Annotated in this window: 22 protein-coding genes and 1 pseudogene; 12 read left to right on the forward strand and 11 right to left on the reverse strand. The window is 48.6% G+C overall.

All coding sequences use genetic code 11. The features are described from left to right. Positions 1-87: 87 nt before the first annotated feature. The 4 genes from BRW63_RS13470 to pds form a co-directional block, all read right to left on the reverse strand. Positions 88-285, reverse strand: a complete 198-nt coding sequence (locus BRW63_RS13470) for a Uma2 family endonuclease (RefSeq protein ID WP_073071926.1) — start codon at positions 283-285, stop codon at positions 88-90. 53 nt (positions 286-338) lie between these two features. Continuing rightward, positions 339-1202, reverse strand: a complete 864-nt coding sequence (locus BRW63_RS13475) for a WecB/TagA/CpsF family glycosyltransferase (RefSeq protein WP_083582919.1) — start codon at positions 1200-1202, stop codon at positions 339-341. Positions 1203-1400: 198 nt separating this feature from the next. Continuing rightward, entirely contained in the window at positions 1401-2333 is a 933-nt protein-coding gene (gene crtB / locus BRW63_RS13480) for a 15-cis-phytoene synthase CrtB (RefSeq protein WP_073071928.1), read from the reverse strand. 37 nt (positions 2334-2370) lie between these two features. Next, positions 2371-3792 carry a 15-cis-phytoene desaturase gene (pds, locus tag BRW63_RS13485; protein WP_073071930.1) on the reverse strand — a complete coding sequence of 474 codons (1422 nt, stop codon included), beginning with the start codon at positions 3790-3792 and terminating at the stop codon, positions 2371-2373. A gap of 596 nt (positions 3793-4388) precedes the next feature. On the opposite strand from pds, the gene BRW63_RS13490 reads away from it, so the two are divergent. The 5 genes and pseudogenes from BRW63_RS13490 to BRW63_RS29960 all read left to right on the forward strand — a co-directional run bounded on the left by BRW63_RS13490 (position 4389) and on the right by BRW63_RS29960 (position 7489). Beyond that, the gene (locus BRW63_RS13490; RefSeq protein ID WP_073071932.1) at positions 4389-6488 is read left to right on the forward strand and encodes a PA14 domain-containing protein; all 2100 of its coding nucleotides are present in this window, start codon (positions 4389-4391) and stop codon (positions 6486-6488) included. 43 nt (positions 6489-6531) lie between these two features. After that, positions 6532-6723 (forward strand): annotated as a pseudogene (locus tag BRW63_RS29950) (antibiotic biosynthesis monooxygenase family protein); the annotation flags it as partial. A gap of 11 nt (positions 6724-6734) precedes the next feature. Further along, a complete protein-coding gene (locus BRW63_RS29955; RefSeq protein WP_397428392.1) occupies positions 6735-6881 on the forward strand; it encodes a WD40 repeat domain-containing protein in 147 nt (48 codons plus the stop codon). Continuing rightward, positions 6878-7042 carry a hypothetical protein gene (locus BRW63_RS28300; protein ID WP_189645265.1) on the forward strand — a complete coding sequence of 55 codons (165 nt, stop codon included), beginning with the start codon at positions 6878-6880 and terminating at the stop codon, positions 7040-7042. The genes BRW63_RS29955 and BRW63_RS28300 overlap by 4 nt, the downstream gene beginning before the upstream one ends. A gap of 210 nt (positions 7043-7252) precedes the next feature. Then, complete coding sequence (locus BRW63_RS29960) at positions 7253-7489, forward strand: MliC family protein (protein ID WP_073071933.1); 237 nt, start codon at positions 7253-7255, stop codon at positions 7487-7489. A gap of 174 nt (positions 7490-7663) precedes the next feature. Here BRW63_RS29960 and BRW63_RS13505 read toward each other — a convergent pair whose 3' ends face one another. Then, a complete protein-coding gene (locus BRW63_RS13505; protein ID WP_143162051.1) occupies positions 7664-7846 on the reverse strand; it encodes a hypothetical protein in 183 nt (60 codons plus the stop codon). 59 nt (positions 7847-7905) lie between these two features. Continuing rightward, complete coding sequence (locus tag BRW63_RS13510; protein ID WP_073071937.1) at positions 7906-8394, reverse strand: DUF1622 domain-containing protein; 489 nt, start codon at positions 8392-8394, stop codon at positions 7906-7908. A 325-nt stretch (positions 8395-8719) separates the two neighbouring features. Here BRW63_RS13510 and BRW63_RS13515 point away from each other — a divergent pair, with 325 nt between their 5' ends. Beyond that, the gene (locus BRW63_RS13515; RefSeq protein WP_073071938.1) at positions 8720-9442 is read left to right on the forward strand and encodes a response regulator; all 723 of its coding nucleotides are present in this window, start codon (positions 8720-8722) and stop codon (positions 9440-9442) included. A gap of 6 nt (positions 9443-9448) precedes the next feature. On the opposite strand, the gene BRW63_RS13520 is transcribed toward BRW63_RS13515, so the two are convergent. Then, complete coding sequence (locus BRW63_RS13520; protein WP_073071940.1) at positions 9449-10684, reverse strand: TetR/AcrR family transcriptional regulator; 1236 nt, start codon at positions 10682-10684, stop codon at positions 9449-9451. Between the two features lie 198 nt (positions 10685-10882). On the opposite strand from BRW63_RS13520, the gene BRW63_RS13525 reads away from it, so the two are divergent. From BRW63_RS13525 to BRW63_RS13545, 5 genes are all read left to right on the forward strand, one after another. After that, on the forward strand, positions 10883-11740 hold the full coding sequence (locus tag BRW63_RS13525) for an acyl-CoA desaturase (protein WP_073071942.1): 858 nt from the start codon (positions 10883-10885) through the stop codon (positions 11738-11740). Positions 11741-12115: 375 nt separating this feature from the next. Next, entirely contained in the window at positions 12116-13699 is a 1584-nt protein-coding gene (locus tag BRW63_RS13530) for an alpha/beta hydrolase (RefSeq protein ID WP_073071944.1), read from the forward strand. 351 nt (positions 13700-14050) lie between these two features. Beyond that, on the forward strand, positions 14051-14425 hold the full coding sequence (locus BRW63_RS13535) for a hypothetical protein (protein ID WP_219898490.1): 375 nt from the start codon (positions 14051-14053) through the stop codon (positions 14423-14425). Positions 14426-14802: 377 nt separating this feature from the next. After that, positions 14803-15153, forward strand: a complete 351-nt coding sequence (locus BRW63_RS13540; protein WP_073071948.1) for a type II toxin-antitoxin system HicB family antitoxin — start codon at positions 14803-14805, stop codon at positions 15151-15153. Beyond that, positions 15150-15584, forward strand: coding sequence for a type II toxin-antitoxin system VapC family toxin (locus BRW63_RS13545; protein ID WP_073071950.1), 435 nt, complete (start codon positions 15150-15152; stop codon positions 15582-15584). Before BRW63_RS13540 ends, BRW63_RS13545 begins: the two co-directional genes overlap by 4 nt. A 191-nt stretch (positions 15585-15775) precedes the next feature. On the opposite strand, the gene BRW63_RS13550 is transcribed toward BRW63_RS13545, so the two are convergent. The 3 genes from BRW63_RS13550 to BRW63_RS13560 form a co-directional block, all read right to left on the reverse strand. Continuing rightward, a complete protein-coding gene (locus tag BRW63_RS13550; RefSeq protein WP_073071951.1) occupies positions 15776-16204 on the reverse strand; it encodes a type II toxin-antitoxin system VapC family toxin in 429 nt (142 codons plus the stop codon). Continuing rightward, positions 16201-16575, reverse strand: a complete 375-nt coding sequence (locus BRW63_RS13555; protein ID WP_073071953.1) for a type II toxin-antitoxin system HicB family antitoxin — start codon at positions 16573-16575, stop codon at positions 16201-16203. Before BRW63_RS13555 ends, BRW63_RS13550 begins: the two co-directional genes overlap by 4 nt. A gap of 170 nt (positions 16576-16745) precedes the next feature. Beyond that, the gene (locus BRW63_RS13560) at positions 16746-20771 is read right to left on the reverse strand and encodes a tetratricopeptide repeat protein (protein WP_073071955.1); all 4026 of its coding nucleotides are present in this window, start codon (positions 20769-20771) and stop codon (positions 16746-16748) included. A 102-nt stretch (positions 20772-20873) separates the two neighbouring features. Between BRW63_RS13560 and BRW63_RS13565 the strand changes: the two genes are divergently transcribed. Beyond that, complete coding sequence (locus BRW63_RS13565; RefSeq protein ID WP_073071957.1) at positions 20874-21287, forward strand: hypothetical protein; 414 nt, start codon at positions 20874-20876, stop codon at positions 21285-21287. Between the two features lie 219 nt (positions 21288-21506). Here BRW63_RS13565 and BRW63_RS13570 read toward each other — a convergent pair whose 3' ends face one another. Further along, positions 21507-22532 (reverse strand): tetratricopeptide repeat protein, encoded by a 1026-nt coding sequence (locus tag BRW63_RS13570; RefSeq protein ID WP_181314383.1) that lies wholly within the window; start codon positions 22530-22532, stop codon positions 21507-21509. Positions 22533-22578 lie beyond the last annotated feature (46 nt).

Consider the following 22578-nt stretch of genomic DNA (forward strand, 5'->3'; position numbering starts at 1 on the left):
ATTTAGATTAGCTCAAGCGATTTGGTATACTGCCTCGCAAAGCTTTCTATAGCTGTAGCCACACAGCTTAGGACGCGGTTCAGCACCCTAAGTACCAAGAGATCTAAGCCCCTTAGTGATTTCTTGCCGCAGCATTTCTTCTAAATATCGACTAATTCTGCGGTGCCGATGAGTCGCTGGGGTCATTTGAATCAGTTCCCCATCGATAAACTCATATCGATAATTACTTCCGTCGTCATAAGTTAGATAGTCGCCAAAGCTCAGTTTGACAGAAGCCTGGGGCATGCTTATGGATCAGAGACGCGGGTGCTGCTCTTACATTAACGACTGTTGCTTTATTACCTTCGGGTCAAATTCAGTTTTTGCTTGATGATCAGCCAGAAGAACGGGAGATCGTCTATGAGATAGCGTTTCCAGAGGCGAGTAGGTTCACACCACAAGCAATAGAGCCACTCTAAGCACAAGTTGCTCATCCAGTCGGGCGATCGCGGCTTGTTTCCGGCTTCAAAGTCGATCGAGGCACCCACCGCCATAAAAATATCGATCTGGGGAAGCTGGTTTTTGTATTTAGAAATCCAGATCTCTTGTTTGGGTGCGCCGACCCCAATCACCAAAACAGTTGCGGGAGAATCGTTGATCATCCGCACGATCGCTTGACACTCGATCTCGTCTTTCTCAAACCCAAATGAGGGAGAATGCGCCTCGACGATAATTTCTCGGCCAGTTTTGCGGTTGATGCGTTCTTTTGCCCGATCGGCAATGCCCTCAGAGCCTCCTAGCAGAAAGATTTTGATTTTTTCGTTAGTTTTATGATGTTCACAAAAAATTGGGAAAAGTTCAGAGCCGGAGATTTTGGCTTGCAAAGGAGAGCCTAAAAACTTAGAGGCATAGAGAACAATTTGACTATCGCAAATCTTGTAATCGGCGACTTCATAAGCTTGTCGGAAGGTGGGATCATGTTGCAGCTTCATCAAATGATCGACGTTTGGTGTAAAGACAACCCCTTTTGTGAGTCGATCGAGCAGCTCCTTTCGCGACAAGTTGTCGATTTGAACGTTGAGAACTTCGACTTTCTCGCGAAGTGACGTGCGATTTTCACGGATGATTTCGTTGGCAGTCGAAGCGAGGACGGCTTTTCTAAAATCTCGATAAAGCCGTTGAACCTGTTCTTTCCTGACAACTCTTGGAGTTTCTCGAGCCATAGTGATCTACTCGCAAAGGATCGGATGCGACCTATCTCGACTGAAATAATCGCATCCCTACCACTAAAGGCGTGTCAGCGAATCATGTTCGCAGCATTTACCTCTAGCTATAGAGTGATTAATATGACTCAAATCGCAGTGTTTATATCGGCTCATCGAAAAGAATTCATCAAACCTAAATCACTATGAGGCGTTTGCTCACAAAACTTTTGCTCTCAGCCAGGCGATCGGCAACGCCACCATCTTTTTCGGCTTTGACACATAAGCCCGTTGGCGAAAATTATCGTAATCGTTGCGCTCAATCACATCCAAAATCTGGCTATAGAGCATCAAGGCCGACCAGACGGGCCATCGAGCATCCTCGCTCAGGGCACCGATTCCACTTTCTGCTAAGGCATAAAACTTGCGCGCCCGTTGAATTTGAAACGCCATCAATGCCCGCCACCGATCGTCAACGACCCCTTTAAGCAGATCGTCTTCGGTGTAATTAAAAAGTGCCAAATCTTCGAGAGGCAGGTAGATGCGACCGCGACTGGCATCTTCGCCGACATCGCGGAGAATGTTAGTGAGTTGATTGGCGATGCCGAGGGCGATCGCTTCGTCGATCGGATTATTGGTTTTGGGCTGATCCCACGGGGCGGTGGGCAGAGTCTCATCTCGACCCATCACCGTTGTAGACATCAACCCCACGGTTCCGGCGACGCGGTAGCAGTAAAGCTCTAGCTCATCAAAGGTCTGATAGCGACTGCGGTACAGATCCATCCGCTGCCCGGCAATCATGTCTCGGAATGGCTCGATATCGAGCGGAAACTGCTCTAGCGTATCGACGAGGGCAACATCATAGTGATCATGAGGGTAACCGACAAAAATCGCTTCGAGTCGTCGTTCCCACTGATCTAACGTCTCGTTGGTCGTTAAGCTGGCGTTAGGCCCATCGACAAGTTCATCGGTGCGACGGCACCAGACATAAATTGCCCAGATTGCTCGACGTTTCTCCGCCGACATCAGGAGCGTTCCTAGATAGAACGTTTTGGAATACTTTGCCGTGATTTTGCGGCAAAGCTCGTAGGCTTCTTCTACAGAAGCCAGGGTTCTTATGCAGGAGGTAGTTGGTTCGGGCAATTGCAGCATTCTGTTGCAGTCTGGAGGGTTGACAAAGCGCTACTTGCTATGGGGTCGAGACTAGGCTGCGCTGCTCTCCGGGAGAGACAGCAAGCGATGGATAGTTTTCGATCGCTTGCGCTGTCAGCTTACCAGAAAGTACGGCACCTTCCATACTGCCAAGATATCGCTGCATTGTATAGCTACCCGAAAGGAAGAAGTTTTTCACGGGTGTGGTCTGGTCAGGACGAAATGCCTGTCGCCCTGGAGACGCGGTGTAGACCGATCGAGGGGTCTTCACTACCTTATATTTCCGCAGTGTGACTGGGCTGTCGGTTTTGAAGTGCTGAGGGAAAAGTTTTTCAATCTCGATCAGGGTTGCTGCAATGATTTCTTTATCGGATTTATCGATCCAGTCTTTGGCGGGGGCAAGCACGAGTTCTAGCATTGAGCGATCGGGGTCTTCATAGCCTTTGCAAGTTACGCTCATGTCTGCGTAGACGCTCAGGAGATTCGAGCGTGAGAATAATAATTGGTCAATGTCGGTGAGCTTACGATCGAACCACAAGTGCAAGTTGATCACGGGCACCCCTTCTAGACCGTCTAGCTTTTTAAAGAAATCCATCGATTTCCAGGCATCGGGTCTAAGGACTTTCATCACATCGACCGACATGGCTGAAACGTAAGCATCGGCGGTGACCACTTCATCAGGTGCGCCATCAATGCCCCGAATTGCAAATCCACGAACCGTATTATCTGCGTTTAGAAGAATTTCTTTGAGCGGTTTTTTGAGATGAACTTCTCCGCCGTGATCGGTGATGTAGTCAACGATCGGTTGACACAAACGCTCAGTTGGTGAGCCATCTAAAAAGGCAATTTTAGAGCCGTAACGCTCTTGCAAAAAGCGATTGAGCGCCGTCAGAAGAATTGTAGAAGACACCTCATCGGGATTGATGAACGTCAACGCTTTTGTCGCTGCAATAAAAATATCGCTGTTGACCTTCTCATCAATGCCCTGCCGCTCCAGCCATTCTAGAAAGCTATATTTGTCCATCTCTTCGACATATTTTTGACCGCGAATGATGGCGGGAAGCAGCCCCCACGCAAACCGAATCTTCTGCTCCCAGGTCAGCATATCGTTGTTGCGGAGAATCGATGCAATCACGTTGAAGGGCGCAGGAATGTCAGGCACATCGAAGCGAGACAAAACTCCTGGCTTTTCGGGCTGATTAAAGATCAGAGTGTGCTGTTTCCACTGAAGTCGATCGGAGATGCCCAGCTCTGCCATCAGTTGCAGCATGTTTGGATAAGCCCCAAAAAAGGCGTGTAGCCCTGTTTCATACCAGTCTCCGTCTTCATCCTTCCAGGCAGCCACTAAGCCACCTAAAACGTCCCGACTTTCTAGCACGATTGGGGTATGCCCTGCATCGACTAAATATTTGGCGCAGGATAGCCCTGCTAGTCCGCCTCCGGCGATCGCAACTCGCATGTCTTCTCTTAAAGAATGATTGAACGTTAATTCGTTCTGATTATACGTTGCAAACCGTTACATTTTCAGCCTGCTGAAGAGAATTGTTGTTTCAGACAAAAAATATGCAGGAAGTAATGAGGATATATCCAAAGCTTTACAATTCTTTACATCATCTGAAATAGGCGAGGTCGTCGTGCATCTTCTCGATTGATCAAAATGAAAAATCTTCGCGAATCTATCTGTGTGTATAGAGGTCTAAGTTTCAGTTGCCAAATATTCTTGAATAACTTCTGCGGAGAGCATTTTGACTTGTGTCCAAGTAGAGGCGATCGTGACTCAGTGATCTCAAGTTTAGTGTTGTCAATAGTGCTGCAACCGGATAATATTTATCCCAATCTCAATGTTCTAGTCTCATTTGGGTTTTGTGTTCCTGCCTTCACCCTTTGCAAAAGCGCTACTCTTTCCCAGATCTCGACTGTCCAGATAGCAGAATTTCATCTGTCAGCCAAACTTTAGTAGCTTTTTGCAAAATCCCTGTGGTCATCAATTCTGAGAGCTTGCCCACCCAAAGACTCGGCTAAGGGCAGTTTTCAATTCTCAGAGGAAAAATCATTGTGCTAGATTCCAATCTCGCCACCCAATCTTCTGCTGTGGGTGTAAGTTCTGATGCGCTTGCTCCGCAGACTTCTTCCGGGATCACTAGTTCTAGCAGTACCAGTTCAACCTTTCCAGAACTCACTTCAACATCGGCAGCAACTTTGATCCCCGTGGGGACGACAGGATTATCTGCTCAATATTTCAACAATCAAGACTTTACAACTCCCGTTTTGACTCGCACAGATGCCACAGTAGACTTTGACTGGGGGCAGGATTCACCCGATGCGACGATCGCCGCCGACCATTTCTCAGGGCGCTGGATTGGGCAAATCTTGCCGACTCAATCAGAAGCCTACACGTTCTATACTCACTCAGATGATGGGGTGAGGCTGTGGGTGAACGGACAACTTTTGATCGATCACTGGACTCCTCACGCGCTGGCCGAAGACAGTAGTGTAATCAATCTCATCGCCGGACAGAAGGTTGATATTCAGCTTGACTATTATGAGCAAGGCGGCGATGCCGTGTCTAAGCTGCTGTGGTCTAGCCTCAGTCAAGTTAAAGAAGTGGTTCCTCAAAGTCAGCTTTCTACGGGCGATCGTGTTGCCCGCAGTCAATCGGCTGATTTCACCAGCGCTCTAGACTGGGGTCCACTGGCAACCAATGAGGTTAGAGATAGCGTTAGTTCAACTAATCTCAGTGATTATTATCGCTTTAGTGTAGACACACCCAGTCACTTAAACTTGAATTTAAGTGAGCTAACTGCCAACGCTAATCTGAATATATTAGATAGCCAGGGCAACGTGCTCAACTCTTCAGCAAATGATGGAACAATGTTAGAGACGATCGACGCACTGCTCAACGCTGGCACCTATTATCTTCAGGTATATACGAGTGGAGATGTGCAGACTAACTATCTACTATCGGCGATCGGGCGATCGTTAACTGAGCAAGCCCAGAGCGCTGACTCATTTGTAGACTCGATGGGAGTCGCGACGCACCTGCGCTATACCGATACGAGCTATGGGCGCTACAGCGATGTCGTAGAACCCAGACTGCGAGAGTTAGGCATTCGCCATATTCGAGATGGGGGTAACAATGCTGGTATGTTTGAGAAGCTCAATCGGCTGGCAACTTTTGGGATTCGATCAACCCTTGTAATGGATCCCCGCGATGGCATTACTCCTGACAATGCGGTTGACTTACTCAAAAAAGTGTTGCCATCAGTGACCGCGATCGAAGGTCCGAATGAGTGGGATGTCAATTCGACGCTGACTTACAAAGGCAAGTCTTTTCCAGAAGGGGTGGCTGACTATCAGACAGACTTATACAATGCGGTGAAGGGCGATCCGGCTACGTCATTTGTGTCGGTCTTAGCTCCTTCGCTGGCGTTTTCTGAAAACGGCTCTCGCATGGCTTCTCTGGAATCGGTGGTCGATCATGGCAATATGCACAGCTATGCCGGGGGCAACCAACCCGATCAGGATTTAGATACTAAGTGGATTCCTAACACGAAGAAAGTTTCGGGAACTCGCGCGATCGTGGCAACTGAAACAGGCTGGCACAATGCTGTCAATGATCCAAATCCTAGTCAAAAAGCAGTCTCAGAGGGTGTTTCTGCGAAGTATCTTCCTCGAATGTTTTTAGAATATTTCAACCGAGGAGTGAAGCGCACCTTCTCGTATGAATTTATGGATGAGCGAGCAAAGTCCGACATGGAGAACAACTTTGGGCTAATTAGAGCCGATGGCACTCCTAAGCCCGCGTTTTACTCAATCAAGAATTTAATTAGTTTGCTGCAAGATTCTCAAGGCGCGGCGGTTTCGGGTTCTCTAAGTTATTACCTGACTGGCAACACCAAAGACCTGCGGCATACGCTGCTGCAAAAGAGCAATGGCGATCGCTACCTAGTGATGTGGTTAGATGTAACTAGTACAGATGCGCCCGTCAGCCAGAAAGTTACCTTAAATCTGATCACTCCGACTCAACAAGCGACGACTTATTTAACAAATAGCTCGATCGATCCGGTGAGTCAATATACCTCTCCAACCCAAATCGTGTTGGATGTTCCCGATTCGCCATTAGTGGTGAAGTTGACCCCACAAGCGACGGGTTAAGAAGAAACGCTAAAGTTTTTGTATTGAATCGGAGTCATAATCGGTGATTCTAGAAGTTGCGGTCTTAGATGTTAAACCCGGTCTAGCTCCTGAATTTGAGACTACTTTCAAAGCAGCTTCAGCGATCGTTGCTAGTATGCCGGGTTACATTTCTCATCAACTCCAACGTTGTATAAAAACGGCAAATCGCTACATTCTGCTGGTGTACTGGAACACTTTGGATGACTACATTGTTGGATTTCGGTCATCAGCCCAGACGGAAAGCACATTATCACAGCTTCAGCAGATAAAACGGCTCGTGTGTGGGATTTACCGGGCACGCAAATTATCCAGATCAATGGGCATCAGGGAAATGTATTGAGCGCTCAGTTTAGCGCGGATAGTCGTTTTTGAAGACAGGAAAAGTTCAGGCTTGGAACTCTGCTCCCCTGAGTCAACTAATTACACAGGGATGTAGTTGGCTGTCTGACTCCCTGAAGAATGCGCCCGATTTATTAGAGAGCGATCGTCACCTCTGCGACAACGAATCGGCAACCGCACAGAAACCGAAATAAACTAACGTCAGTTCGACAGAAGTGGTTCGCTCCGGTTGTGAATTCGGGAAGCCCCCTAAATCCCCCACAAGTGAGGGACTTTGAAACCGAAAGTATTGACTCAAAGTCCCCCAGAATGGGGGATTTAGGGGGCAGAAGCTGCTGAGAACGAAGCGAAAAAACTCGTCGAACTGACGTTAAACTAGCGTTCTGAAAGCTTGAATTTTCTGCTTGCATCTATGCCACGAGAATACATGCAGTCAAGGCAAAGCTTTTGTGGCAACGTTCACCCAGGATAAAGCAAAGGTGACACTGCTGGACACCAGACAAGTTTTAAGGATGCGTCAGGTTCGATCAGGCTCTGGTATCCAGTATGTCAATGCTGGTTATCACTTGTTCAGTAAGGGAAAGGAAGCCAGAATCGAGATCAACAACAAACCTGCTTATGAAAATTGTGTCACCCCATAGCCTGAATCCCTGGCCTGAGAAATGCAACAGGGCGATCGCTGTATCAACCTCTTCTCGACACACAGGTGAAACTGACTACTCACCTCCCTAATCAAGAGCCGATGCGAAGGAGCATTGTAGAACCCGTTGTAACCGGGAGCATCTCACCTTTGTGATGAGTATTCATCCTCAGTGTCAATCTTGCTGAAGTCCAGCGACGGTTTCTAGTTGGTCGATGAGTTGGCGGAGTTTAGCCGGGTCAATGGAATTGCTATCTAGGAAGGTGACGAGAACTTGAACACGATCGCCCGCATTTTGGGGTTGTTCGGCAAGTTCAACCTTGCCATCTTGGTAAATTCCTTCAATAGCTCTAAGCACAGGGTGTTGAGTAGAGACTCTTTGATAATAAGAGAAATCCGCGAAATAAAAGCCGATTGTCAATTGACTCTTTCACCATCAGAAGAGCGACTTTGCTCGACTTGCCGAATCTCTCGTTCGAGAAAATAGTTGAGTAGCGTTCTGAGCAACACGATCGCGCCTAAGTTAAGAATGTCTTGACGGTTTGGAGCGACAGCAGTTCGCAAGATATCACTGGCCACACTAAATTCTAGCCCCAACGCCAAAGCTCGCCCTAACTGGAGGCGAATCAATTCTGTTGAATCAAAATGAACGCGCGATCGAGACAGCACTTGTTTCAAGTAAGTCAAAAATCCTTGAATGACCGCTAACCCGATGACAATTGCTGCCGAGATCTCTGCCACCGCTGCTAAATATCCGATCGTGACCTTTAACCATGACTCTAAAAGATCGTTAGAAGTGACGACTCGATCGGCTTGCTCAACATTAAGACTGAGAAGCAGCACTAATCCTAAAATCAGCGCAAAGGGCAATAAAAGCGTGACCAGCGAATCGCGATTCTGTTTCATTGAATAAATCTCTGTGTTGCTCTACACATTCAAATAGTTTGGTAGGTGCGTTATTAAATTAACGATCGTCACTATTAAAGACCCTATGCCTGTTAGAGTCGCAGATTGAGACTCATCGTAAATAATTAATAGCGCTCCACAGTAAATTAATTAGCCCGATCTAAGCTCTGCCTTCAGATAGACAAATAATCTAAATAACACCCTTTAGGATTGAACTTAAGAGGTAGTATTGATTTTACTGGGATAGCCTTTGAGTTTGAACAAACTCCAGCAACCTTGAACTGATGCTTCGCTGTATAATTGCAAGACTAATGGAGAGTGAGCGATGAACGCGATTCGTGTAGCTTTAATTGAAGACCACGATCTGACACGATTTGGCATTCGTGCGATTTTGCAGCAGCAACCAGAGATTGAAATTGTGGGTGAAGCAAGAGATGCAAAGTCAGGGCTAAAGCTGCTAGAAACCACCCGACCTGACGTGGCGATCGTCGATGTAGGCTTGCCCGATATGACCGGAATTGAGCTAACCCAGCGCTTTAAAAAGTCTCAGGAAGCTGGAGAGTCTGCATCTAAAACTGGCGTGTTGATCATGACGATGCAAGATGACGAAGCTGTGGTGCTGGCTGCATTTGCGGCTGGGGCAGATTCTTATTGCATGAAAGACACGAGCTTTAATCGGTTATCTGAAGCCGTCAAAACCACCGCAGAAGGCAACGCTTGGATCGATCCGGCGATCGCACGCATTGTGCTTCATCAGGTGCAAACGTCTCCCGATCAAGCGGCTGCATCTCCGGCTTCTAGCACGATCAACATCAATCGGCTATCTGACGAAGATAACGAAATGATGCTGACTTACCCGTTAACTGAACGTGAGCTAGAGGTGTTGAGGCTAATCGTCGATGGATGCAGCAATGCCCAAATCGCCGAGAAGCTTTACATCACGGTGGGAACAGTCAAAACCCACGTTCGGAACATTCTCAACAAGCTGTGTGCGGACGATCGAACTCAAGTGGCCGTGCGCGCCCTCAGAGCCGGGCTGGTTCAGTAGCAGGTTTCAAGCTTTTTGATCGAGACGAATTGCCTGTTCTAAGGCTGCTTTTTCTCTGGCTCGATCAACGTAAGGTTGGAGTTTTTCGGCGCTCCAACCCGTCAAAATCTTCAAGTCGTCTACCCTAATTCCTCTCATCAGCATGTCGATGCACCAGGTTTGTTGAGGCTGCTCGATCGTCGGAGGCCGCCCGTCTGGCGTGAGAAACTCTTGCGTTAATTCTCGCCATTGCTGCCGCAGTTCGCTTTCAGAGAGGGAGCTTCCGACCTCATTGATGAATAAGGCTGGCTGGGGGTCTTTGCGACTTTTGAGCCACTGAGTTAACGGATTTTTTGTGTAAGAGCCATAGCGTTTGCCCAGAATCCACTGATTGATCGGCACTTGGCGCACCGTTCCTTGGCTAACTTGCACAAGCTGCTGGTGAGCGTCATGAATATAGTGCGATCGCTCTAATCTCACGACCTCTGTAGGACTCAGCCCTGCCCCAAACAGCACATAAACCCAGGCGTAGGATTGTAATCCCTGCTGTTTGGCCCGCTGCAAAATTGAGTGAACCACTTGAGTCGGGAGATCCGCGATTCGCTCGATCGCCGTGTTCTCGACTCGCACTAAACTGCTGGAATCTAGCGAAGATAGCTCTGCTGGTGAGACTGCGCCATGTAGAAACAGCGTCACCAAGTTTTCTAAAAAATCCTGTCGGTCTTGCCAGAGGTTATGAAATTCGCTCGTAAACTCAATCACGGCGTAGCCTAAAAGCATTCCATTCAGCAAGCTGGCGAGTCGCTCGGCTGACAAATAGCTGTGTAACTGTCCACGATCGATAACGGTCTGAAAATATTCAGCCACATAGCGATTCGCTTGCGTAAAGCCTTGCCCTAACGCCTGTCGGTTTTCAGAAGGATATTGCCCCGCTTCGCCGACGACCGATCGCACGACTTCGGGCACTCGCTCCAAAGCTTGCAGACAGGCGATCGCATATTCGTTAAGCGCTTGATGCAGACTGCTGGTCTGATTGGCTTGCTCAACGAGCGCTTGACCCAAAGTGGTAAAAACGGCTGCCTCTTCGATCACAGCTAACAGCAGCCCGTGTTTATTGCCAAACTGACGAAAGAGCGTCACTTCGTTGACATCGGCTCGTTCTGAGATTTGCCGGGTGGTCGTTTCGGTGACTCCCTGTGAGGCAAATAGCTCTAGTGCAGCCGTGATTAACCGTTGCCGGGTGGGGTTTCGCTGAGACGACATAGGCAAAATGCAAGTAACACTTGCAGAAATAACGAACACTTGTTAAGCTGATCAATGTAAGTAGCACTTGCATTTATTCCTCTACTGTAACGGTCTTCTAGCGGAAGCGTGGATGTTTACTCGTGCGTCGAGGAAGTTTGTTGATCGGGCAACCCGATCGAGCACAGATTGATCTCGTCATCTAAACAAAGGATTTTTATGACCTCTACTTCGATTAAACCTAAAGCTGCGAGTGAACCGCCATCGCTGCAAGAAGAACCCAAACTAGATTGGGTGACTGTAGGATTTTTTGGAGCGTTTCACGCGATCGCGCTGTCGGCTCCCTGGTTTTTTTCGTGGTCAGCGCTAGGAGTGGCGGTGGTGCTGCACTGGCTGTTTGGCAGCATTGGCATCTGTTTGGGATATCACCGTTTGCTGACGCACCGCAGCTTTCAGGTGCCCAAGCCGTTAGAACGATTGATCACGCTGATTGGTGCTTTGGCGTTGCAGGGTGGGCCGATTTTTTGGGTAGCAGGGCACCGTCAGCACCATTTGCACACTGAAGATGTGGATCTTGATCCCTATTCGGCAAAGCGCGGGTTTTGGTGGAGCCATATGCTTTGGTTGTTCTATCCGCACCGTCAATTTTTTGACTATGACTCCTGTAAGAAGTTTGCACCTGACCTCGATCGTGACCCGTTCTATCGCTGGTTGAATAAGAACTTTTTGATGCTTCAGATCCCAGTTGGGGTAGCGCTCTATTTAGCGGGTGGTTGGTCGTTTGTGATTTATGGGGTGTTTGTGAGAGCCGTTTTGCTATGGCACAGCACTTGGTTGATTAACTCGGCAAGTCACATCACAGGCTACCGCACGTTTGAGATAGACGACAATTCACGAAACCTATGGTGGGCAGCGATTCTTACTTATGGCGAAGGCTGGCACAATAACCACCACGCTTACCCTAACGTGGCAAAAGCGGGCTGGAAATGGTGGGAAATTGATATGACGTGGTGGGCGATTCAAGGTCTAAATCGGTTGGGTTTGGTGAAGAAACTTGTTCTGCCGCCAAACGACTGATAAACGACACAAAATTTGAAAAGGTCAGGGCAAACGAGGTTTGTTCTGACCTTTTTAGCTTTAAAGATTACGTCAGTTCGACGAGTTTGTCCGCTCCGATTGTGAATTCGGGAAGCCCCCTAAATCCCCCAATTTGGGGGACTTCAAGCCAGAATTTCGGTTCAAAGTCCCCCAGAATGGGGGATTTAGGGGGCAGAAACCGCTGACAATGAAGTGAACAAACCCGTCGCACTAACGTTAAAGATCAAAGAACTGAACAACAGCTAATCCATAAAATAGAGATAGTTCCGTAACAGCTTCATCAACGTTGTAGCTAAGTTTGCTGAACTGACTGAGTATTGTTAAACTTAATTCGTCTCGTGAGAGGTTAAGCATATGTCAAATCCTGGATGGTCTGCTCCGACTCGTCGCCCTCTGCCGATCGTTCTGGTGCGAGGGTTTGGGGGCACCGATACCGCCGATGAACGCAAGATGACCTATCAAGGATTCAACGATGGCAGTGTCTACCCACAAAAGCGGGGCGAAAATTATATCTATGAAGGGCTGATTCTGCGGTTCATGAAATCGCACTGGAGATATCAAGACACCACCAATGTGATTGGCTACTATGCCCATAATCTGTCTGCTCTTCCCTTGATTCCGGCAGAGCTTGAGGCGTTTGATCCGAGTTTCTTTCAAGGAAAAATCATTATCGATCCAGCAATGGCACTGCGATTATTGCAATCGGACGATGACCCGTGTCATAGCTTGTGGGTGTTTCGCTATTATGATTTGTGCGATCGAGAGTTCTCAAAATATGGCGAAGCGTTGGTGCGGCTGATCGATTTCATTCGGGCTTTGGCTGAAGTCAAACACGGCATTAAACCCAAGGTAAACATCATTGCTCACTCAATGGGTGGGCTGGTGGTTAGAGAAGCGATTCAGCGCGCTTACCCAAAACGAAGCGTCACGGCTGCCGATGAAGCCATCAACAAAGTCGTCACGTTAGGAACGCCGCACAAGGGCATCGCGTTTCAGGTGCTTCGCGATCTACACTGGTTGGGCATCGAGTCTGCCGACGAGTTTGAACACTTCAATCCTGACAATCAGGGCCCTGCTAACAGTGCAGGCTATCAGAATTTTGCTCAGTGCTTTCCGCTCGATCGCTTGCTTACCGTCGTGGGCACCAACTATAAGGCTTATAACAATCTTGCTGCGTCTGCCCTGAATCGGGTGTTTTCAGTTGCAGGAGAATTTGGCATGAACTACAACCGCAGCGATGGTCTAGTCAAGCAAGATTTTGCTCAAATTCCAGGGGCACCTCGGACGTTTGTGCACAAGCCTCATGGCGGGTTTGATTCGTTAATTAGCGCTCGTGAGTCGTTTGAAGTGGCAACCCGATTCTTTTTTGGCGATGTGCGGGTGCGGCTGCGTCAAGTTCGGGCACGAGTTAAGCGCGGCTTTGACTTATTTGGCAAAAGCGAGTTTTTCTTTGGCGTATCGATTAAACCGCGTGGCGTAGATTTTGAGTTGTTCCACCAAAGCAAAGAAGCCGAAAATTGTTACGGGCCGTTTCGCACCGGGGACTTTAGCGATAGTCAGCTTTCTTTTGGGTGGGCAGACGATCGCAAGCTGATTTGGGAAGGGTTTCTCAACAGTGCTGCCAGTTTGACCCAAACCGATCTCGTAATGCGAATGGAGTTTTATGTCGGTGAACGTGATTTGTTTGGCGTGGGCTTCTCCGATAACATTGTGTTTGCCAAGCAATATTATGTGCGGGCGATTTTGAAGCCAACCCTTCAGCTTTATCTGTATACGGGTGAAGAGTTTGCTGATGGGGATGACTCGCTAAAAAGTGCAACTCCGATGCGAAGAGTCAGCGATGGCTGGGAATTTGATATCGTTGGAACTGGCTTTGTCGGAACGTATCACATTGAACTCGATCGGATGCCCGAAGAAGGAGCCGCGATCGGATTCTGAAGGCAAAGACCTCTAACTTTTTGAAAAAGTCGGAGGTCTTATGGTGTCTAGCTACTCAACCGAACGAATTAACCCGTCGAGAAAACAAATCGACCTGTTGAGAGAGCGCATTAATCGGTTGAGAGAAGGCATCAACCTGTCGAAAAAACGTATTGACTCGTCAAGCGAATGTATTGACCCGTCGAGAGAACGAATTGACCTATCAAGATAAAGAAATGGTAAACCTTGCGTCTCTACGTTCCCCTATTTTCCGTTCCTTTTTGAAGAGTCTTTAAAGACGATCGTTGGTTTGTTCTGGCTTGGCTGCGATCGGGCACCTTCGCATTACCAAGATCAATTCTCAGGGAACGCATGATGACGACTCAAAACACGAACAACCGCTTAACTCCCAGCATTTTGGGTGCAGACGAAGAGGTGTTCCAAGGATTGCAAACCATTGCTGAATACGCGCCCCAACGCCAAGAAGCTTCAGTCTCCAGGCTCGAAGCGACTCAGGCTGAGATGGTGAGATTGCAAAAGCTCGAAGTTCAGCTTAAAGCCCAATATCGCGCTGCTTTGGATGCCGCCCGTTTAGCTGAATGGAATTTTCACAATGGCATTCTTGAAGCCAAGACTGCTGTAATTGCTCAATTTGGGTCTGACAGCAGCCAAGCTCAAACGATCGGACGTAAGAAAAAGTCGGCTTATAAGCGCCCTGCGCGGAGGCAGAAAGTTGCTGTGGCATAACCGTGCGGTTCTGTCGGAGACTTGCGTGAATGGGAGTTTGACGAGTTTTGTCGCTGCGATTGCGTCCCGCCCGTGAATAAATTCCGGGCTAACGGTGCGAAGTCCGTTGAAATGGACTGAAGACCTCCAGATTCGGTTCGGAGTCCCCTTTAGTGGACTTTCCTCGGTTAGCCTGGATTTCAATCACGGGTGGAGCAACATCGAAGTGAAATAGACCTCAAAGACTCTCAGACATTCTCTTAGACTGAGAACAAAGCGGGGAGCGATCGCATTAAAAACGATCGCTCCTCGCTTTGCTTTTTCATCAAGCCCGATCGTCGTTTCGCATTGGGTGCGTGAAACTCTCAATTGAGTTGAAAGGTTTTAAACTAGACTAAATGGCAACAACGATGGAGAAAGATCACATGGGAACCATTTCAATCCTTTTGGAAAGGGAGATAAACGGTTTTCGCGCTAGTGTTTTGGGGTTGCCTGACTGTCAGGCTCAGGGTGTCACTCGTGAAGATGCCTTGTCAAATGTGCAAAAAGCATTGAGCAAACGTCTAGAGTCTGCGGAAGTGGTCACGATTCCCCTGGATTCATTCTCTCTCCCTAAGCTAGCTGGACTTTTTAAAGATGATCCGCAGTGGAATGAATTTCAAGCAGCAATGGCTTCTTATCGACAAGAGGTAGATGCTGAACTGGAAGCTGAGTATCTTCAGTCAGATCAGCCAAGTTCAGTCGCATGACATTGTGGATATTGGATACAGATCATGTGTCGCTGTGGCAGCAAGGGCATTCACAGGTGAGTCAGCAGATTGCCGAAAGAGGAATGGGGTCGATCGCGATGACGGTGATTACGGCTGAGGAACAATTGCGAGGACGATTAGACGTAATCCGACGGGCAGAGTCGGGAACGATGCGGGTGTTGGCTTACGCTCGCTTTCGTGAAACGTTGATTTTTCTGGGGCAGAGTCTGCGGTTGTTAGAGTTTAGTGCGGAGGCTGATATTGGCTTTGCTAAGTTGAAGCAGCAAAGAATCCGCATCGGTGCCCAAGATTTGCGGATTGCTGCAATTGCACTTGCAATAAACGGGACTGTAGTTACTCGAAATCGGCGCGACTTTGAGAAGGTGCCGAGTCTAACGATTGAAGATTGGACGATCGAAAGAAATAGCTAAATTGGCATTGCTGAATAGAAATGATTGGTAGGGGCAATCCCCCCGTGGTTGCCCTCCGTCAGGGTAGGCACGGGGGCACTACCCCTACAGGCTATTTAATCTGATTCTGCAACGCCGCTAATTACGATCGCTGGTTTAGTTTGGAGTTCGCTGAAGTTCGATCGGAGTTTTACATTCGGCGGTGTGTCTCATTAGATTGCCCAATCTTCGAGACACAAACCTTCTACTAGAGAGAAGTCGCGCTGATTTCGAGTAGCTACTATTGCTCCAGTTGACAGTGCGATCGCAGCAATCTTTAGATCTTCTTGAAGTCGCTTTTTTCTCAGCGATCGGTCGAGTTGAAGAAGCTGCGTGTATTGAGTATTTGCAGAGTCATCAAAGTTCAGAATTTGAACTTTTTTCAAGAAATCTAACGTCAGCGAGAATCGCGTATACAACGAGACAAGCTCACCTGCTAATCGTGGATCATTAATGCGAGTTACCCAACCATTGAAGAGTTCCTGGGCTGTGATCACTGTTATTGCCACTTCCGAATCTCGTTGCTTGATTCGATCTGTGACTAGCGGATGTCCTTGCAAAGCGAGTGAAACATGATCAGTGTCTAAAATCCAGAGGCTCATGCGTTCGGTTCAATCCACTCGATCGAGATCTCTTCGTTATCTTCGACCTGCCGCTTTGCCCAAAGCTCGTCTGCTAATTCTGCAAAATAGCGATCGTCTTTAAACAGTCCTAAGAAGGGCGGCCAAGACTGCTCTTTGGAAGAGGCTGAGTCAGCAGTGGGTGAAATGTGGACGGGTAGCACTTCGACGGAGGCTAATCGGTCTGATAAAAGTTGCCGAATTGCCGCTAACGCTTCCTCTCTGCTTGAGCGTTCTAGTGTGCAGTTTGGCAAAGCTGGAACGGTTGCCAACACACAACCATTTGCCTGTTGCTCTAACAAAATGTGCCACGTAATATCTGTCGAGGATTGGGAAGCGGCATGAAGGTTCATTGAGCTAGACTCCTTTACAGCGTCCTCATTTTAACGTGCGAAGTGGCTAGAGTGCGATCGCTGCTTGCAGAGACTCATGCTCGTGATTTTTCATTCCGAGGTGAGCATTGCAAGTGCGATCGCATTCCATCAAGCCCGATCGAGGCTTTGCACTCGACATAGCCCAGCTTTTAACTTGAAAGCCGATCGAGACTCTGCTGGGCGATCGCTGCACGATATTCATCGCCAAACTCAACAAAGATCTCTAGTGCTTGCTGTAGACAAGTTTTTGCTTCTGCTTGGTTTCCCTCTGCCTCTGCGAGAAATCCTAGCTGACCATAAGTGCTGGCTTGCGAGTAGCGATCGTTGAACTCGATGAAGATTTGCAGGGCTTGTTGGTAGTCGGTTCGTGCCTGCTCAAACTCGCGCAACTCCTGCGCCACAATGCCTAAGTTGTGGTAGGTGCTGGCTTGCGAGTAGCGATCGTCGAACTCAATGTAGATTTGCAATGCCTGTTGGTAGTTTTGTCGTGCCTCCTCAAGCTCGCGCAACTCCTGCGCCACAACACCTAATTGGTGACACGTACGGGCTTGAGCGTAGCGATCATTGAATTCGATGTTGATTTGCAGGGCTTGTTGGTAGTTTTTTCGCGCCTCCTCAAACTCGCGCAACTGCCGCGCCACTGTGCCTAATTGGTGGTACGTGACCGCTTGAGCGTAGCGATCGTTGAACTCGATTTTGATTTGCAAGGACTGTTGGTAGTGGGTTCGCGCTTGCTCAAACTCGCGCAACTCCTCCGCCACAACGCCTAAGTTGTGGTACGTGCTGGCTTGATTGTAGCGATCATTGAACTCGATTTTGATTTGCAGGGCTTGTTGGTAGTTGTGTCGTGCCTCCTCAAACTCGCGCAACTCCAGCGCCACCACGCCTAATTGTTGGTAGGTACTGGCTTGATTGTAGCGATCATTGAACTCGATTTTGATTTGCAGGGCTTGTTGGTAGTTGTGTCGTGCCTCCTCAAACTCGCGCAACTCCAGCGCCACCACGCCTAATTGTTGGTAGGTACTGGCTTGATTGTAGCGATCATTGAACTCGATTTTGATTTGCAGGGCTTGTTGGTAGTTGTGTCGTGCCTCCTCAAACTCGCGCAACTCCAGCGCCACCACGCCTAATTGTTGGTAGGTACTGGCTTGATTGTAGCGATCATTGAACTCGATTTTGATTTGCAGGGCTTGTTGGTAGTTGTGTCGTGCCTCCTCAAACTCGCGCAACTCCAGCGCCACACTGCCTAACTGGTGGTAGGTGCTGGCTTGATTGTAGCGATCATTAAACTCGATGTTAATTTGCAGGGCTTGTTGGTAGTTGTGTCGTGCCTCCTCAAACTCGCGCAACTCCTCCGCCACCCTGCCTAATTGGTGGTACGTATTGGCAAGAACCTTTCCTTTAACTTCTTTTGGTATTAGTTCTTCACGTTTTTGAATAAGGTCTAAAGTTATTTTGTAATACTCTCGTGACTTCTCATAGTCTTTTGCTTCTAAGTATTCACGAGCCAAACAATCAAGAAGCCCCAAGATAATTAGTTCGATTTCAAAACTATGCTCTTCGATAGGATAAGCAGCAAGTTTGTCATAAACTGACTGTGCCAACGCAAACTTCCCTTTTTTATCCTTAACTAAACCTAAGTATTGATTGAGACAAGCATAAATTTGAATAGTTAATTTGTCTTTTGCATTCAAGGAAATCTGCAAGGCATTGTAGAGATTCTCATACTCTAACTGGCAGAAGTCAATTCCCGTTTGTCGCTCTTGCGGCTCTTTCGAGTCCATTAATCGATTGTAATGCCTTGCTCCCCCTAGATAGTGGTTCTTAAAACCCTCAGATAGCGCCTTACGAGTTGCCACATCCAGTTGATTTAGCTTCGTTTTCAAGAAATAAGGAAACACAGGTTGGATCGTGAGCAAGTGCGGGTTATCTACATTGATTGGCGACAGCAAGCCCCAATCGATCGCTTCCTCTATTGCTCCATCAAACTGCTCAAACGGATACCTCTCAAACGGCGCTAACTGCCGCAACTGTTCTGCATATTGTGGCAACGCTGAGTGAAAAAGAAACCCGCTAAAGGTCGCTAAACACACCAGCAGCTTTTGAGCATCGGATGACAAATTGCTGTGCGAATACTCCACACATTTCAAAATACTCGCCGTCTTATCCGCGCTCCCCGAATCCAACGTCACATCCCCCGAATCCAACCCCGCCAAAACCTCCGCCGCCGACCGGCACCGCAGGTTTTCCAACACCCCCTCCATCGCCAACGGATGTCCCGCCAGCAGCTTCATCAGCTTCTTAAAGTCGTCACTTTTCCGCAGCCGCTCAATCTTGCCCTCGTTTTGCACCTGTCGCGCCAAAATCTTCTCAGCCAGTGCCGTGCGCGACTCCTGATCTAACCCCCGCAACTCATAGACCGCTCCCTTTAGCACTCCATCTAGCCACGCCTCCCGACTGCGAGAACCCAACACCACCTTTGTTTTGCCCCCCACCAATCGTCGCAAAAAGTCCCGCAGCTTCTCCTGCTCCTGCAAGTCCAGCGTGTTTTGAATCGCCAACGCCTGCCCCGTCACCGACTCCAAATTATCCAACATCAGCCCAAACGGCTGCGAGTTGAGCGTCGCTGCCAGCTTTTGCACCTGCGCCCCCACCGACATCACCTGAAACTGCGCCGCCTCATATTTGTCATAAACCCGCTGACCGATCGCAAACAAAATCTGCTCCAGCGTGTGCGCCTTTTGGTCATAGCCAAAATAAAACACCTCTTTGACAAACTGCGTCGTCTGCCACCACTCGCGCAAATAGTTGAGCAGCGTCGTCTTGCCCGTGCCCCCCATGCCCTGCACCAGCAAAACATTTTGCCGCAGCAGCGATCGCTCAATCTTCAAAATCTCCAAATCGCGACCCACAAACCCATAGGGCGGCGCTTCAAACCGATAGGCAAGCTCCTGCTGCTGCCAATACGCCTCCTCTTCTTGCGGCGTAAAGCTCCGCAGCCCAAAATCGACCTGACCGCGCCGATAGACTACAGGCAACAGCCAATCCTCTAAGCTAATCGTCTGATTAAAATATGCCTTGCGCTCCTGACGATCGCACAACGCTTTTCGCCCTAGCCTAATCGCCTCATCCAGCGACTTTTGGGCAAACAACTGCTGATAGAGCGTCGTCATCAAAATCTTCGCCGCCGTCACCGTGACGCTATAGCCCATCGCCAACACCGTCTGCATCCCCGCTGCCATCAACGCCGCGCCTAGACTCGTCTCCCGCTCATCGCCTCTGACTTGCTTCGCCGACTGACACGCATTCAAAATGCACACCGGGACATTCTTGCCAGTCAGCAAATCTGCCAACTCTGCCGCAACTCGCAGATCCGATTTCCCTGGAATGCCGCTCTCAAACGACAGAAACCCTTTCACGCCCTCAAACGACTCAACCTGCTCCCCAAAAGCTCTAAACGTAAAGCGATCGCGCGGCATCGACTTCAATTGCTCATAGCTCATCACCGCCCCGTGCATATCTAAATGAACGATGTGATAGAATCCCGCGCCCTTCTCCTCCAAATGATTTGATAACGCCTCAAACGTCGCAGGACGAAGCAGATCAACATTCACCCGCAGATTGCTTTGTTGAATCAACTCAATCAACGGACGCGAAATGGTGCGATGGTTGACATCGTTTTCTTCTCCCGGTCGCGCCGTCACCACCAGCAAATTAATCACCGCAGAAGGAGCCACGATCGCCTGTTCCGCTCTAGCCTCCACCAGCTTTCGCACCATCACCCGATCGACCGCCAACGGTCTGGGCATCTGAGGATCATGCAACGCCTCCCAATGCAGCGCCTGAAACTCTGGACTGTTGCCTATAATCTCAATCTGCCTAATCGAACTCCGAATTCCCTTGTACTCACTGTAAGCATCGACATCCCGCTTAAACACTTGCTCAAACAGCGATTCGCCATACGATCGCACACTCACTTTTGCCGCCTCTGCCTTCACCGTATCCAAACCGGGAAACACTAACCACCGCTCAAAATACCATTCCAGCCGCTCTTCATCTAAAGGCGTAAACGGGTCGCAAACCTCGATCTGATACTCATTATCACCGTCAAACTTTAAGACCGCTTTGAACCCAGTTTCCGTCTTTTGCTGCTCTCGAATGGTAATGATAGACATGGGCGATAATTTCCTGTCTAGAAGCGTGCATTAAAGACTACATTCTTCTAACACAAGCTCCCAGAAAAATCCGCAACAAACCAAACGTTGGAAGAAAACTCTATGCAGCTTAGTGAAGCCGAACTCTTGCAAGTGCAGCAAACCCTGCATGACTATGAGCCGTCGCAGAGCGCGATCGCAACTCTCATCGACCACGAAGGCGATTTAGATGCCAGCTTAGAAGCGATGCTGCGATCGGAAATGGGCCAAGCGGCATTTGGAGAGAAGCCGCTCAAACAAGTCGTGTTAGACGTGTTGCGAGAGCAGATTTGTGGCGATGACGGCTTTCGGCAAAGGTTGACAGAATACACCAAAAAAACAGAAAGTACGCCCCTATTGACCGGGCTGATTGTGTATCTAACCAGTCAAATTGTGTTGCCATTCCCCATCAATCCAGGATTAGCAACGTTAATCGTTTTGTATATCGCTAAGTTTGGCTTTGATGTTTATTGTCGCTACACCGAGCCAGCTAAATAACCTACGTTTACCGTTCCTTCGTGCGGATGTGTCGCATAAATCAACGTGAGTTCGACAAACGTGGTTCGCTCCGATTATGAATTCGGGAGAGCTACCTAAATCCCCCAAAATTGGGGGACTTTGAACCGAAAATTTTGGCTTGAAGTCCCCCAATTTGGGGGACTTAGGGGGCAGAAGCCGTTGAGAACGAAGCGAAAAACTCGTCGAACTCAGGTTAAATCAACGCGATCGCAGCGTCCCAATTTGCGTCAACAATCCCTGTTGCTCTTGCGTGTCGTTAATCCCTTGAGCCACAGCAAACGCTTGTTGATAATAGCTGTCTGCGGCAGTCAAATCGCCCTTTGCTTGATAGAATTGCGCCAACCCCTTTAGCGATGCAATCACCTGTCTAGAATCGTTTTGCTCTAGTGCCAGTGCCAATCGTCGATCGAGCATTTCTGAAGCGTTGGAGTTTTGCCCTAATCCATAAAACGCACGAGTCAGCCCTTCTAAGGCGCGAAATTGACTAGGACGATCGAGGCTATTTTCTGAGATAAACAACGCTTGTCGATAGCTAACCATTGCCGTCCGATAATCGCGAATCGCTCGATAGGCATCGCCCAAATTATTTAGCGTATTTGCTGCACCCGGATCGCTGGCTTGTTCGCGCAATGGCTTTGCTTGCTCGTAGTAGCGAATCGCATCCTGATATCTGCCTTGTGAATAGGCAACGAGTCCCAGGTTGCTCAAAGACAAACCTCGCCCAGCAGGATAGTTAATGTCTTGGGCGATTTTTAAGCCCTCTGCAAACGTTTTTTGCGCCTCCGAAGCGCTGCTACGCTGCATTAGCAAAGTTCCTAAATTGTTAGCCGCATAGATTTGATTTTGGAAATTTTTAGTGTCACGAGCGATCGCCAAGCTGCGCCGCACCGCATCTTCTGCTTCAACAAAACGCCCCAGTTGCGAATAGGCTTTACCCAGCGCTTCATAGGTAGTGCCTTGCGCCTCAACTTCTTTGATGTCGTGATAGATTTCTAGCGCTTGCAGCCAAGACCCGATCGCTTTGTCAACAAATCCAGCTCGCTGTTGTTGGTTGCCTAAGCGTATGAGGCGATCGGCTTCTGTTCGAGCAGTTCCACGAGTGCCGTTGTTGAGGTTGATGGTCAGTTGATCACTTAGTTCTGATGCGATCGCAACCGGAGTCAGCGCAATTCCACCTGCCAGAAGTTGAGCAACTCCTAACCCAACTGCAAAAGGTGCTACCATCCAACGCATTTCAGAACCTCCACCCAGAATCATTGAGCCAAAGAGA

The organism is Phormidesmis priestleyi ULC007, from assembly GCF_001895925.1.
In the GTDB taxonomy this organism is placed as follows: domain Bacteria; phylum Cyanobacteriota; class Cyanobacteriia; order Leptolyngbyales; family Leptolyngbyaceae; genus Phormidesmis_A; species Phormidesmis_A priestleyi_A.